Genomic DNA, 12,512 nt, shown 5'->3' with positions numbered 1-12,512 from the left:
AAAATGCTCATTTTATTTTCCCACAGATTTCGCAGATACGCACAGATCTTCAATAATATTGCCTTAAAATAAAAAATTACAATGCGACAATTTGTAAATTACTTTCTACTACCTGAACTTTAGTTTTGTATTTAGTTTCATTTACAATTTCATTAAGATTATTAATTAATTCTGTTTCGTCTTCCAAAGTCATTATTATTTTGGTCGCTGATTTATCATTAGCTTCCAAATTATTAATCATAATTCGCATTATTTCTAAACTAAATTTATCCTCAACTTTCTGAAACTCTTTAAAAACAAAAAGGCAATTGTTATCGGAAATCCAATCAATATGAAAATCCAAAATTCGATTTAAATTATATTTTCTTTTTGTTTCGTAAAATGGAAAAAAGAGTTTTTTAGATTGAATTATATTCAAATAATCAGAAAATGATTTCATAGATGTAGGAAATCTAATACATTCAAGATTAGAATACTTTAGAATGTGTGCTAGACTTTTTTGTCTTTCCATTTCTGTTTTTCCCACAATCAAAATATGTTTTTGAAAAGTAAAATTCTTATCCATCGTTTTTTATAAATCTGTAGCTATCTGCAAATACTTATAAGTGATACTGTATTAAATTTTCTTTTGCTTCATCTCAAATTCCTCCGAAGCTTTCGAACTCTTTTTATATGCCCACTTCTGCTTGTAATTCACCCATTTAGCTTTAAAAAACTTTCGCATCAGCTTATCTGTATATCTCATAATAAAAACATGATACAGCATATTCGCAAAAACACTCGGCTTATTCGGCAACGCACGAAGCGACATTGAAAATCCGGGTTCCAGGTATCTGTTGAAGTGCCAGAAAGCTCCCGGAATAAAAAGGGCATCACCATGCTCCATGAAAATTTCAAAACCTTTGGCATGTTTTAAAGCAGGGAATTTTTCATAATCAGGATTTTCGTAATCCAAATCGTAAATCGTATGAACAGACAACGGAACTTTATATAAAAATGCAGATTGTTTTTGGTCGAATAACAAAATTCTTTTTCTCCCTTCAAAATGAATATGAAGAAAATCTCCTAAATCTACATCATAATGCATTAGAACATGAGCATCACTTCCTCCAAAAAATAAGGTGGGAAGTCGTTTAAAAAACTTCATTCCCAAATCTGGGTACGTGAAGTTTTTCAACAGTTCCGGAAGCCTGTCGGTGATGATATAAAAGAAAATACGAAGATCTGAAGGTTTGCTTTTAATGATATCAATATAATCCTTCATTTTCATTTTGGTAACGGGTGCGTCTGTACTTTTAGAAGCATCGGCAGGTTTATTATCATACAAAGGGACTTCCTGTTCACCTGCTTTTTCACGGATAAAATCGAAATTCCATTTGTCGAAAGCATCCCATCGACTTGCAAAGTTTTTAATCAGAAGAGGCTTATGTTTTTTAAAATAATTTTTCTGAAAATCTTCTTTACTAATATCTGTTACAACATCTACTTTTTCGAGAATCATCTTGATTTGGTATTTGAAATGAGGATTAAAAGTAGTGTTTTTTTGAAATTCAGAAAAATTTTAACATTAATATCCGTTTTTATTTTTTCATAGGGCAAACGGTAAATTTTTAACTTAAAAGATAGAAAAATATCGAAATGGGTCCACCAAAAATAATCACAACACAACCTTTCGGACTTTTGGATCTTCTTTTTCCGCTTCCAAATTTACTCACATAATGTCCGCTCACCCAAGTTCCGTCCCTTTTATAATGCCCTTTTCTGTAATATCCCATTTTGTATTATTTTTTTAACAAAGAAAGAAGGAACGCAGCAGAAAAATTTATGGTTTCCCGTAAAGTCGGGATAAAATGAAAAAATTATATTTGTAGAACTAAGAGAATTTATGAGAGTTTATAACACCAAACATTTCCTGAAAATCCTTTTCAGCCTACATAAAAGTGACACATTAAAAATTCTGTTTCCAAGTATGGTACTTATAGGGCTATATTCCTGGGGAGTTAAATATCTGGAAATCGAATACTTTCATTTAACCACAAAATCAGGAATCAGCAATGTTGGATTGATTCATTCCATGCTCGGTTTTGTGCTTTCTTTACTGTTGGTTTTTAGAACAAATACAGCGTACGACAGATGGTGGGAAGGTAGGAAGCTTTGGGGAAAATTGGTTAATGACACTAGAAATTTCGCCATAAAAATCAATACAATTCTTGAAGATGACAGACAAAATGCAGAACAAATTGCAAGATATTTAAAATTCTTTCCTCATTTTTTGGCAAAACATTTATCAAAAGAATCAACAAGACTGGCTTTGGATGAAGATTACACCGAACTTGAAAATCATATAAAACATCATGGCCCAAGTGAAATTGTAATTTTGATGAGCCACAAATTAAATCAATTAAAAAAAGAAGGGAAAATTTCAGACATAGAATTATTGTATTTAGATACTCAGCTTTCCGGTTTTCTTGAGGTTTGCGGAGGTTGTGAGAGAATTAAAAACACGCCGATTCCATATTCTTATTCTTCATTTATAAAAAAATTCATTATCCTGTATGTTTTTGCCCTTCCTATTGCTTATGTGATTAATATTGGGAACTTTATCATTCCGCTGACGATTTTTATTTATTACGTTTTAATGAGTCTTGAATTGATTGCCGAAGAAATTGAAGATCCTTTTAATAATGATGAAAACGACATTCCTATGGAAACCATCGCTCAAAATATTGAAAAAAGCGTACACCAGATTATGGGATTGAAAAATGATAAAAATCCTTTCTGACTTAAAAATCGTAAATATTTATAGCTATTTTTGACAAAAAAAATAAATTGGTACATAAATTAAAACTGGAAGAGCTCAACAGAATAGATGTAGAAACTTTTAAAACTGTTGAAAAAATTCCATTAATTGTGGTTTTAGACAATATCAGAAGCATGCATAATGTGGGTGCAACTTTCAGAACGGCAGATGCATTTTTGGTTCAGAAGATCATTCTTTGCGGAATTACACCTCAGCCTCCGCATCGTGAAATTCATAAAGCCGCTTTGGGAGCAACAGAAAGTGTTGAATGGAGCCATGAAAATGATATCAACGTGACAATCAGTGATTTAAAATCGAAGGGTTTTGAAATTATCGGTATTGAACAGACCACAAACAGCCAGATGATTTCAGATTTTACAATAGATAAATCGAAAAAATATGCTGTAATTTTAGGAAATGAAGTAGAAGGAATCAGTGATGAAGCATTACCAAACATCGATTCTTTCTTAGAAATTCCTCAATTGGGAACAAAGCATTCTTTAAATGTAAGTGTCTGCGGCGGAATCGTAATGTGGGAGTTTGCAAAAGCCTTAAAATAAAAAAACTGCATGTGCCTAAAAGACAGTGCAGTTTGAAATAAATCTAATAAAAAGTAAAAATGAAAGGCGACAAAGGTACTTTTTTTTTCATCACAAACAAATTTTAGGTTCGTTTTTTTTTATTTTATTGAAAAAAAGTTTGAATTTCAGAAAAGGTTTCATTTAATTTTTTATAAATTAGCACAATGTTTATCAAGGATTATATCTCAAAAGACTTTCCGTGTTTTAGTTTGACTGACTCGATAGAATCAGCAAGAGAAATGTTAGAAGCATTTGGATATTCTCATATTTTCATTAAAAAATCTCACCATTTTTACGGAGCAATTGCACAGGATTTTCTTTACGAAGACGGAATCCTTAAAAATATTGAACACCAGATCGAGCGTTTTGCCATTCTTGAAGATAACAATATTATGGACAGCATCAGATTGTTTCATACATTCAATGCGAACGTCGTTCCTGTTATTAATAAAGTAGAAAAATATCTGGGATATATAAGTTGTGAAGATATTTTCCAGGATTTGTCGAAATATCCGCTGTTTTCAGAATCAGGAGCAATCCTTACGGTAGAAGTTCCTTCCAGAAAATATTCAATGACGGAAATTGCCAAAATTGTGGAAAGTAACAATTCTAAATTTTATGGTGCCTTTATCAGTTTCATGTCCGATGAAGTGATTCAGGTAACAATAAAAATCAGCAATGAAAATCTGAGCTCCATTGATGAAACATTTGACCGGTATGATTATAGAATAGTCGAAAAATATTATTCTGATGAAAAATCGGATTTGTTTAATGACAGATTCGGGTTTTTCCAAAAATTCATAGAAATATAAAAACTAATGAAGGCAGCCATATATTCTCAGAAAAAAGATCTAGATACTTTTTTATATTTAAGTAAATTTATTTCCGAGCTGGAAAACAGAGGTGTAAAATCTGTTTTGTATGATGAAATGGCTGAAGCTCTTCAGTTTTCAAAAATTTTCGAAACTTTTAATAGCAAACAGGATCTTCTGGATAAGAAAGTCGATCTTTTCTTCACCTTTGGAGGTGACGGAACGATTGTAAATTCTTTAACCTTTATTGAAGACCTTGAAATCCCTATCGTTGGTGTAAATACCGGAAGATTGGGATTTTTGGCAAGTTTTACCAAAGAAGAAGCCTTTAAAGAACTGGATTCTATCCTAAAAGGTGATGTTAAAACAAGCCGTCGCTCCGTTATTCAGGTAGTTTCGCCCGAGCTGGAAGATTTTTTCCCGTATGCCTTAAATGATGTTACTGTTTCAAGAAAGGAAACGACTTCGATGGTAACGGTGGATTCTTATATTAATAACGAATTTTTAAATGTTTTCTGGGGAGATGGCGTAATCGTTTCTACTCCGACCGGCTCTACCGCTTATTCTTTAAGCTGTGGCGGACCGATCATTTCTCCGAACAACGAAAATTTTGTTATCACTCCAATCGCTCCCCACAACTTGAACGTAAGACCTTTAGTCGTGAACGATAGAGTTGAAATTAAATTTAAAGTAGAAAGCAGGGTTTCTCAATACTCCCTTTCTCTGGACTCTCGATTGATACACATAGAAACAGATAAAGAAATTGTCGTAAGAAAAGCAAATTTTCAGATTTTGCTGGTTCAGCCAAACAATCTCAGCTTCTATGAAACCATCCGCCAAAAGCTACTTTGGGGAAGAGACAAAAGAAATTAACAATATCTTAAAAATTCTTACCTTTACAGGAATTTTACAAACCCTAATAATTTATATTAAAAAGTAAAACATGAGCAGAATTTTCCCGGCAGGAGTTGCCACAGGTCAATTAGTTACTGATATTTTTCAGCATGCTAAAGAAAACAAATATGCATTACCTGCAGTAAACGTAATTGGTTCAAGCAACATAAATGCAGTATTGGAAACTGCAGCAAAACTAAACTCACCTGTTATTATTCAGTTCTCTAATGGCGGAGCTATTTATAATGCAGGAAAAGGATTAAACAACGACGGACAGAGAGCTGCTATTTTAGGAGCAATTGCCGGAGCAAAACACATTCATACTCTTGCAGAAGCTTATGGAGCAACTGTAATTTTACATACAGACCACTGTGCAAAGAAACTATTGCCTTGGATCGACGGAATTATGGATGCTAACGAAGAATTTTACAAACAGACTGGGAAATCTCTTTACTCTTCTCACATGCTTGATCTTTCTGAAGAGCCTTTAGAAGAAAACTTAGAAATTTCTGCTAAATATTTCGAAAGAATGGCTAAAATCCAGATGACACTTGAAGTGGAGATCGGGGTTACAGGAGGTGAAGAAGATGGTGTTGACAATTCAGACGTTGACAATTCTAAATTATATACTCAACCGGAAGATATCGCTTATACATACGAAAAATTGAAAGCTATTTCTGACAACTTTACAATTGCTGCCGCATTCGGTAACGTACACGGAGTTTATAAGCCAGGAAATGTAGTTCTTACACCGAAAATTCTTGACAATTCTCAGAAATATGTTCAGGAAAAATTCGGAACTGCTGATAAGCCTATCAATTTTGTATTCCACGGAGGTTCTGGATCTACTTTGGAGGAAATCAGAGAGGCTATCGATTACGGTGTAATTAAAATGAATATTGATACTGATCTTCAATTCGCTTACACAGAAGGAGTAAGAGATTATATGGTAAACAATATCGATTATTTAAGAACTCAGATCGGAAACCCTGAAGGAGAAGAAAAACCAAACAAAAAATTCTATGACCCAAGAGTTTGGGTAAGAAAAGGTGAAGAAACTTTCTCTGCAAGATTGGTTCAGGCGTTTGAAGATTTAAATAACATAGATACTTTAAAATAAGAACTGTACAACTGTATTCAATTATAAAGTTTTAATGATAAGATTTTTTAATTGAATACAGTTTACCTTTATACATTAATACAGACAATATGGCATTCGAGTGGTTTAAAAGAAAAGCACAAAATATTACGACATCTACTGATGAGAAAAAAGACGTTCCCAAAGGTCTTTGGCATCAGACTCCATCAGGAAAAGTAGTGGAACATGATGAACTGAAGAGAAATAACTATGTTTCCCCTGAAGACGGATTTCATGTAAGAATAGGAAGTGCAGAATTTTTTGACATCCTTTTTGACGAAGGTAAATTCACGGAGCTTGATGCCAATGTTGAAAGTATTGACATCCTGAACTTCAAAGATACAAAACCTTACGCAGACCGTTTGAAAGAAGTAAGAGCTAAAACAAAACTTACGGATTCTATCAGAAATGCAGTAGGAACTGTAAAAGGAACTCAAATGGTGGTTTCTTGTATGGATTTTGCTTTTATCGGAGGTTCTTTGGGTTCTGTAATGGGTGAAAAAATCAGAAGAGCAATTGATTACTGTATCGCAAATAAGCTTCCTTATATGATCATTTGTCAGTCAGGAGGTGCAAGAATGCAGGAAGCAACTTACTCTTTGATGCAGTTGGCAAAAGTACAGGCTAAGTTGGCTCAGCTTTCAGAAGCAGGGCTTTTATACATCGCTTATCTTTGCGACCCGACTTTCGGAGGTATTACAGCTTCATTTGCAATGACAGCAGATATCATCATGGCTGAGCCAAAAGCGTTAATCGGTTTTGCAGGACCAAGAGTTATCCGTGAAACGATCGGTAGAGATTTACCGGAAGGTTTCCAGACTTCGGAATTCCTTCAGGAGAAAGGATTTGTAGATTTCATTGTGAAAAGAACAGAAATCAGAGATACCGTTGCTAAAACAGTAAATTTATTAGCTGTAAAAGCTTAATAATTTGTAACAAAATACCATAATCTCTCTCTAATTAGGGAGAGATTTTTATTTATGAGAACTTTCAGAATATTTTTTAATACGATCCGAAGTATGAGCTTAAAAAAGATTATGCGTCTTTTATCGCTCATTCTGCCCCATCCTATTTTTTCTTTATTAAGTTTTCACGCTACCGTTCAGGCTTTCACGATTGCACAGAAAAAATTTCCTGAAACAGCTTCTAATAATGGGATAGGAAATGCTTTCAGACACGCGCTCTGGTGTTGTTTTATCGCCATGTACTGTTCTAAAGTTTCCTCTCCTGAAAAAGCACTTGATTTCTGTAAAAGAATCACGGATATGCACGAAGAACTCTTTCCCAACAAACCTTTAGAAACAAAAATGGATCTTCATAACAATAAATTTGGAATGGATTATTTTAAGGAATTGTTACCGGGAGTTCATCGTCAGTTTTTTGAGAAAAGCTTTTTCATTGACGGCCTGGAAAAGAAAATGAAAGATGCAAAAGTATTGAAAAATCTGAATGATGATTTTGAAGGATTTTTGGTTTATTTGGATGAAAAGTAAATTTCAACTTAAACTATTAAGGAGAATTAAGATTTTAAGTGTGATTAAGATAAATCAATCTGATTTTTTTAATTTTTGCCTAATATTCTTAACTTATTATTGAATCTTAATGGCTCAAAAAAAATAAAAGTTTCAACTTTTTCACATTAAATTTATTATCTTTTCTAAAATTTTAATTTAATCAAATGGTTCTCAGCAGAATTTGGTCCGCATTCATTATCATTGCGATTGCGATTGCAAGTATAAAGTACGTTTCGTCAAGCCATTACAAAACCATTTTCAATGATATGGTTGTAGGAAAAGGCGGTGATACTGTGCAGATTGCAACACAGAAAATGAACTCACTCTCGCCTATTGTACGAGACAGCTTGATGAAAAAACAAGATTTTGCAGACAGCAGAATTCATTACAAAACCGATTCTCTGAAACAAGATGTAAAAGTTTACCGAGTTCAGGAAGCAGACGGCGTAATCGGAACTTCTGAAACAGCCGTGAAAATCTGTATTGGTTTAATTGGAATTATGACTTTATTCATGGGATTCATGAGTATCGCAGAAAAAGCAGGCGGAATTAATCTTTTAAGCCGGTTGATCCAACCTTTTTTCTCAAAATTATTTCCCGACATTCCTAAAAATCATCCCGCTTTCGGACATATGCTGATGAATTTCAGCGCGAATCTTCTTGGTTTGGACAATGCAGCAACACCATTCGGTTTGAAAGCCATGGAAAGTTTGCAGACTTTAAACCCGGACAAAGACACAGCAAGCAATTCTCAAATCATGTTTCTCTGCCTTCACGCAGGAGGAATGACTTTGATTCCGGTTTCTATTATTGCAATCCGGGCTTCGATGGGATCAAAAACGCCGACTGATATTTTCCTTCCCTGTATGATTGCGACATTTGCAGCGACTTTAGCCGCAATGATTGTTGTTTCATTATACCAAAAAATAAACTTGTTAAAACCTATAGTCCTGGCTTATGTAGGGGGAATTTCAGCAGTTATTGCTCTATTGGTTTTGTATCTGGTTCAGCTGAACAAAGACGAATTGGATGATTTCAGTAAAGTTTTAAGCAACGGATTGATTCTCTTTATCTTTTTAGCCATTGTTCTTGGAGCTGTTTATAAGAAAATTAATGTGTTTGATGCCTTTATTGAAGGAGCGAAAGAAGGTTTTACAACCTGCGTAAAGATTATTCCGTATTTAGTCGGAATGTTGATTGCCATTTCTTTGCTAAGAACTTCCGGGGTTTTTGATGTCATTATTGATGGAATGAAATGGGTCGCTTACACTGCAAATTTAGACGCGAGATTTGTTGACGGACTTCCGACTGCTTTAATCAAACCCTTATCCGGTTCAGGAGCGCGTGGAATGATGGTTGATACAATGGCAACTTTTGGAGCAGACAGTTTCCAGGGGAAATTAGCAGCAGTTCTTCAGGGAAGTTCAGATACGACGTTTTATGTGATTGCTGTTTACTTTGGAGCTGTAGCCGTTAAGAATACAAGATATGCCGTAATTGCTATGCTTTTGGCAGATTTAGTGGGCGTTATTACTGCAATTGGTCTTGCTTATCTTTTCTTTGCTTAAACTAAATTCATGAAAGCTTATATTCAGGCTGATAAAAACGGTGAGTTTTATAATGTTAATGCCTTTGTAGCTTTTGAAGGTTTTAAAAATTTTGGCTACGAAACAGAGAAATTTATCGATGCAGACGAAATTTCAGATAATAATCCTGAGAATATAGTAGTTGGCGGAATTGGAAATGTAAGAAAAAGACTTCAAAATTTAAATATAATCCGCCTTAATAAAGAAATTGATTATCCCGAGGAATTAAAGCCATTTCTAAAAAGAAGAATCTGGGAATCAACTATTAATGAAGTCTTCAATAAAAAAGAATGGAATATTTTCATTAAACCTCAAACTGAAACAAAATTATTTGCCGGAAAAGTCATCAAAAATGAAATGGATTTTTTAGGTTTAATTAATAAAGAAAATAACACGAAAATCTGGTGCTCCGAATTGATTGATTTTAAAACAGAATGGAGATGTTTCATTCGATATAAAGAAATTTTAGATATCAGAAGATACAAAGGAGACTGGAACACGAAAATAGATTTAAAAACAGTTCAATCAGCAATCGATTCATTTATTTCACAACCCAATTCATTCGCTTTAGATTTTGGGATTAATGAGAATGGAGAAACCATATTAGTAGAAGTTAATGACGGACATTCATTAGGAACTTACGGACTTTCATCGGCTCATTATGCGAAGTTTCTTTCGGCAAGGTGGAGCGAATTGACTTAAACAGAAGATTATTTAAACTTTTAATTAATAAAATATCAAACAATGATCACAGATAAAGAATTCACATTAAGACTAATACGTCAGTTAACTCAAGCCTTAGAAAAACTGATTTTAGATAAACCTGAAGAAAGTTTGATGCAGAAAGAATTAGATTTTGAGACTTTGATGAGAGATATTTTCAAATTTGATTTTACTACACTTTCATCAAAATCGAAAGAAGAAATCATAGAAATCGTCAACGAAAGACAGGAAAGAGATCACAAAGACTATTACGAAATGTTAGGAAATCTTTTCTATTTTACAGGCAGAGGACAAAAAAATAATGATTTTTTAGACAGAGCAAAAACATTCTACGAATTGTACCTTCAAACCAGCGGAATTTTTGCACTTCCCATTATCAACAGAATCAACGAAATAAAAAAAGCACTTGACTAAAGTGCTTTTGTATTTTAGAATGTAATTTTATAAGTTCCGGTAGAAGATGTATTCGCTTTCTCTGCTTTTACATATTTCTTAACCCATGAAACCGCATTTGAACTTATACATGGATCAGATGTTCCTCCAGATCTTCTTGCAGAAACCACGTTTCCGGCTTTATCAACTGTGTAAGCAACCGTAATCGTTCCGCTTGCAGTGCAGCTATTTGCAGGTTGCGATCCGCCTCTTCCCATTGTTCCGGGAATAAACCCGACCAGCTTTCTATCGATTCCTACTTTACTGTCACCATTTCCATCGCCTCCTAAAGGATCTCCATTATTTCCGATTCCCTCTCCATCGCCTTGACTTCCTGCTTTTGTTCCTCTTCCTCTGATAAGGTTTCCGATTGCTGCAGTTCCTTTTCCATCGCCGTTCCCTGTTTTGGAATTCGCGGTTGTAGCGCCGGATTTTTTAGTATTTTTAGTTGCAGAAGTACTTGTAGCAGTTGCTTTATCGGATTTTTTTGATTCTTCTTTTTTTGGAACACTTACTTTAGCGTTGTTTCCAGTGATAATTTTTTCCTTTGCTTCTGTTTTTTTTGTTTCAGGTTGTGGCTCTGGTTTTATCACTGTTTTCGTTTCGGGAACAGCTGTTTCTACAGGTTCGGGAGTCACTTCTGCAACAGCAGCCAAACTTCCGGGTTGATCTGCAGGTTCTTCCACTCCTTTTCCATTCCTGTTATCCCCGAAATTGACCAACATTGTCGTCATCACTTCCGGCTGCTGATCCAGTTCCGGTTTTAATTTATATAAAAAAACAAACAACAGGATGGCAGACCAAATCAGAATAGAAAGCAATGCACTTTTTACCCGGTCTCTGTTTTCCTCGTCTTTGTTTATAATATGACTTCTCATTTTAAAATGATCTTTTCCGATAGTTTCGGAGGTACTATTTATCTTTAACCGTTGCAATGGCGATATTAAATTTATTTTTTTCAGCAATTTCCATTACAAAAACGACATCTTTATGCATCGTGTTTTCATCCGCTCTGATTGTGAAAGATTTGTTGGTTTGGTTTGTTAATTTACTCACAATCGTTTGTTCCAATTCTCCTTTATTCACAGGATTATCATCCACAAAATATGATCCGTCGGGTTTAATGCTTACAACTAACGGATTAGGGATATTATCTTCTACCGCTCCCGCTTTGGGTAAATTAACTTCAATAGCACTTTGATTGGCTGCCGATGAAGTAATCATAAAGAATATCAGCATCAGCAAGATAACGTCTGTCATCGCAGCTAAACTGAATTCCGGATTCGCTTTATTTCTTCTTTGAATTTTCATAAGAAAAAATTATAATGGTTTGTTGATAAGATCTAAAAATTCGCCGGACATATTCTGAGCTCTTAAAACAAATTTATCAATCCTTGTTAAAAGAATATTGTAGAAAAAGTTGGCAGGAATTGCCACCGCAAGACCGACCGCCGTTTGTCCCAATGCCGTATAAATACCTTCAGACAAAGTTTTTGGAGAGAAAGATCCACTTGCATGAGACAGATTAAAGAAAGCAATAATCATCCCGATAACCGTTCCCAAAAGTCCCAACATCGGAGCAATACTCGGAACAACCGCCAAAAGGTTTAAGTTTTTCTCCATATTTGCCACTTCCACCTGTGCCTGAGATTCCATTGCGCTTACAATGTCGGAAACAGGACGTCCCAATCTTGAGATTCCTTTTTCCAAGATTCTTCCTTCCGGTGAATTTTGTCTTTTACAATAATCTGCAGCAGATTCAATTTTACCTTCTTTGATAAAATCTTCAATATTATCCATAAAATTCGAGTCTGTTTTTGAAGTCAGCCTTTTAATAAAGAAAAAACGTTCAAAAAACAGGTAAACGGAAAATACACCCAATGCCAACACGGTTACCATCACTATTTTAGCGAAGGCTCCTCCGTGAAACATGATCTTCCAAAATGAAAATTCTAAATCGTCTGCAGCTACAGCAGGTGCAGCAACCTGTGCAAATAAAATCTGAGTAAGTTCCGTTAACAGCATTAATGTG

General features: G+C 34.5%; 16 protein-coding genes. 10 read left to right on the top strand and 6 right to left on the bottom strand.

Translation table 11 applies throughout. The annotated features are described in order from the left end of the window. Positions 1-76: 76 nt before the first annotated feature. The 3 genes from ABD745_RS18155 to ABD745_RS18145 form a co-directional block, all read right to left on the bottom strand. On the bottom strand, positions 77-565 hold the full coding sequence (locus ABD745_RS18155) for a hypothetical protein (RefSeq protein WP_344833425.1): 489 nt from the start codon (positions 563-565) through the stop codon (positions 77-79). Positions 566-616: 51 nt separating this feature from the next. Then, on the bottom strand, positions 617-1,501 hold the full coding sequence (locus tag ABD745_RS18150) for a cupin-like domain-containing protein (protein WP_344833422.1): 885 nt from the start codon (positions 1,499-1,501) through the stop codon (positions 617-619). Positions 1,502-1,610: 109 nt separating this feature from the next. After that, positions 1,611-1,775 carry a hypothetical protein gene (locus ABD745_RS18145; RefSeq protein ID WP_344833419.1) on the bottom strand — a complete coding sequence of 55 codons (165 nt, stop codon included), beginning with the start codon at positions 1,773-1,775 and terminating at the stop codon, positions 1,611-1,613. Between the two features lie 110 nt (positions 1,776-1,885). Here ABD745_RS18145 and ABD745_RS18140 point away from each other — a divergent pair, with 110 nt between their 5' ends. The 10 genes from ABD745_RS18140 to ABD745_RS18095 all read left to right on the top strand — a co-directional run bounded on the left by ABD745_RS18140 (position 1,886) and on the right by ABD745_RS18095 (position 10,462). Beyond that, positions 1,886-2,782 (top strand): bestrophin family protein, encoded by an 897-nt coding sequence (locus ABD745_RS18140; RefSeq protein ID WP_344833414.1) that lies wholly within the window; start codon positions 1,886-1,888, stop codon positions 2,780-2,782. A gap of 47 nt (positions 2,783-2,829) precedes the next feature. Beyond that, positions 2,830-3,360, top strand: coding sequence for an RNA methyltransferase (locus tag ABD745_RS18135; RefSeq protein ID WP_344833411.1), 531 nt, complete (start codon positions 2,830-2,832; stop codon positions 3,358-3,360). 185 nt (positions 3,361-3,545) lie between these two features. Further along, positions 3,546-4,193, top strand: coding sequence for a CBS domain-containing protein (locus ABD745_RS18130; protein WP_344833408.1), 648 nt, complete (start codon positions 3,546-3,548; stop codon positions 4,191-4,193). Positions 4,194-4,199: 6 nt separating this feature from the next. After that, positions 4,200-5,066, top strand: coding sequence for an NAD kinase (locus tag ABD745_RS18125; RefSeq protein WP_344833405.1), 867 nt, complete (start codon positions 4,200-4,202; stop codon positions 5,064-5,066). Positions 5,067-5,136: 70 nt separating this feature from the next. Then, positions 5,137-6,207, top strand: coding sequence for a class II fructose-bisphosphate aldolase (gene fbaA, locus ABD745_RS18120; RefSeq protein ID WP_344833401.1), 1,071 nt, complete (start codon positions 5,137-5,139; stop codon positions 6,205-6,207). Between the two features lie 89 nt (positions 6,208-6,296). After that, positions 6,297-7,151 carry an acetyl-CoA carboxylase, carboxyltransferase subunit beta gene (gene accD, locus ABD745_RS18115; protein WP_344833398.1) on the top strand — a complete coding sequence of 285 codons (855 nt, stop codon included), beginning with the start codon at positions 6,297-6,299 and terminating at the stop codon, positions 7,149-7,151. Between the two features lie 54 nt (positions 7,152-7,205). Next, complete coding sequence (locus ABD745_RS18110; protein WP_344833395.1) at positions 7,206-7,718, top strand: DUF6973 domain-containing protein; 513 nt, start codon at positions 7,206-7,208, stop codon at positions 7,716-7,718. Between the two features lie 185 nt (positions 7,719-7,903). Then, a complete protein-coding gene (locus tag ABD745_RS18105; RefSeq protein WP_344833392.1) occupies positions 7,904-9,307 on the top strand; it encodes a nucleoside recognition domain-containing protein in 1,404 nt (467 codons plus the stop codon). Between the two features lie 9 nt (positions 9,308-9,316). Continuing rightward, positions 9,317-10,027 (top strand): ATP-grasp domain-containing protein, encoded by a 711-nt coding sequence (locus tag ABD745_RS18100; RefSeq protein ID WP_344833389.1) that lies wholly within the window; start codon positions 9,317-9,319, stop codon positions 10,025-10,027. Positions 10,028-10,069: 42 nt separating this feature from the next. Further along, positions 10,070-10,462, top strand: coding sequence for a hypothetical protein (locus tag ABD745_RS18095; RefSeq protein ID WP_344833387.1), 393 nt, complete (start codon positions 10,070-10,072; stop codon positions 10,460-10,462). Between the two features lie 14 nt (positions 10,463-10,476). Here ABD745_RS18095 and ABD745_RS18090 read toward each other — a convergent pair whose 3' ends face one another. From ABD745_RS18090 to ABD745_RS18080, 3 genes are read right to left on the bottom strand one after another with little or no spacing between them, the layout of a single operon-like run. Continuing rightward, complete coding sequence (locus ABD745_RS18090; RefSeq protein WP_344833385.1) at positions 10,477-11,358, bottom strand: ferric siderophore ABC transporter substrate-binding protein; 882 nt, start codon at positions 11,356-11,358, stop codon at positions 10,477-10,479. A 34-nt stretch (positions 11,359-11,392) separates the two neighbouring features. Beyond that, complete coding sequence (locus ABD745_RS18085) at positions 11,393-11,791, bottom strand: ExbD/TolR family protein (protein WP_344833382.1); 399 nt, start codon at positions 11,789-11,791, stop codon at positions 11,393-11,395. A 9-nt stretch (positions 11,792-11,800) separates the two neighbouring features. Then, a complete protein-coding gene (locus tag ABD745_RS18080) occupies positions 11,801-12,505 on the bottom strand; it encodes a MotA/TolQ/ExbB proton channel family protein (RefSeq protein WP_047398886.1) in 705 nt (234 codons plus the stop codon). Positions 12,506-12,512: the final 7 nt, after the last annotated feature.

Source organism: Chryseobacterium ginsenosidimutans (assembly GCF_039536845.1).
GTDB classification, from domain to species: domain Bacteria; phylum Bacteroidota; class Bacteroidia; order Flavobacteriales; family Weeksellaceae; genus Chryseobacterium; species Chryseobacterium ginsenosidimutans_B.
The sequence above is the reverse complement of the archived record's forward strand: the minus strand, read 5'-3'. Positions and strand labels throughout refer to the sequence as shown.

Excerpts from the sequence above, each read along its gene's own strand:
- ABD745_RS18145 (WP_344833419.1), bottom strand. The coding sequence starts at position 1,775 with ATGGGATATTACAGAAAAGGGCATTATAAAAGGGACGGAACTTGGGTG.
- ABD745_RS18085 (WP_344833382.1), bottom strand. The coding sequence starts at position 11,791 with ATGAAAATTCAAAGAAGAAATAAAGCGAATCCGGAATTCAGTTTAGCT.
- ABD745_RS18105 (WP_344833392.1), top strand. The coding sequence starts at position 7,904 with ATGGTTCTCAGCAGAATTTGGTCCGCATTCATTATCATTGCGATTGCG.
- ABD745_RS18100 (WP_344833389.1), top strand. The coding sequence starts at position 9,317 with ATGAAAGCTTATATTCAGGCTGATAAAAACGGTGAGTTTTATAATGTT.
- ABD745_RS18125 (WP_344833405.1), top strand. The coding sequence starts at position 4,200 with ATGAAGGCAGCCATATATTCTCAGAAAAAAGATCTAGATACTTTTTTA.
- ABD745_RS18095 (WP_344833387.1), top strand. The coding sequence starts at position 10,070 with ATGATCACAGATAAAGAATTCACATTAAGACTAATACGTCAGTTAACT.
- fbaA (WP_344833401.1), top strand. The coding sequence starts at position 5,137 with ATGAGCAGAATTTTCCCGGCAGGAGTTGCCACAGGTCAATTAGTTACT.
- ABD745_RS18080 (WP_047398886.1), bottom strand. The coding sequence starts at position 12,505 with ATGCTGTTAACGGAACTTACTCAGATTTTATTTGCACAGGTTGCTGCA.
- ABD745_RS18150 (WP_344833422.1), bottom strand. The coding sequence starts at position 1,501 with ATGATTCTCGAAAAAGTAGATGTTGTAACAGATATTAGTAAAGAAGAT.
- accD (WP_344833398.1), top strand. The coding sequence starts at position 6,297 with ATGGCATTCGAGTGGTTTAAAAGAAAAGCACAAAATATTACGACATCT.
- ABD745_RS18090 (WP_344833385.1), bottom strand. The coding sequence starts at position 11,358 with ATGAGAAGTCATATTATAAACAAAGACGAGGAAAACAGAGACCGGGTA.
- ABD745_RS18140 (WP_344833414.1), top strand. The coding sequence starts at position 1,886 with ATGAGAGTTTATAACACCAAACATTTCCTGAAAATCCTTTTCAGCCTA.
- ABD745_RS18110 (WP_344833395.1), top strand. The coding sequence starts at position 7,206 with ATGAGAACTTTCAGAATATTTTTTAATACGATCCGAAGTATGAGCTTA.
- ABD745_RS18155 (WP_344833425.1), bottom strand. The coding sequence starts at position 565 with ATGGATAAGAATTTTACTTTTCAAAAACATATTTTGATTGTGGGAAAA.
- ABD745_RS18130 (WP_344833408.1), top strand. The coding sequence starts at position 3,546 with ATGTTTATCAAGGATTATATCTCAAAAGACTTTCCGTGTTTTAGTTTG.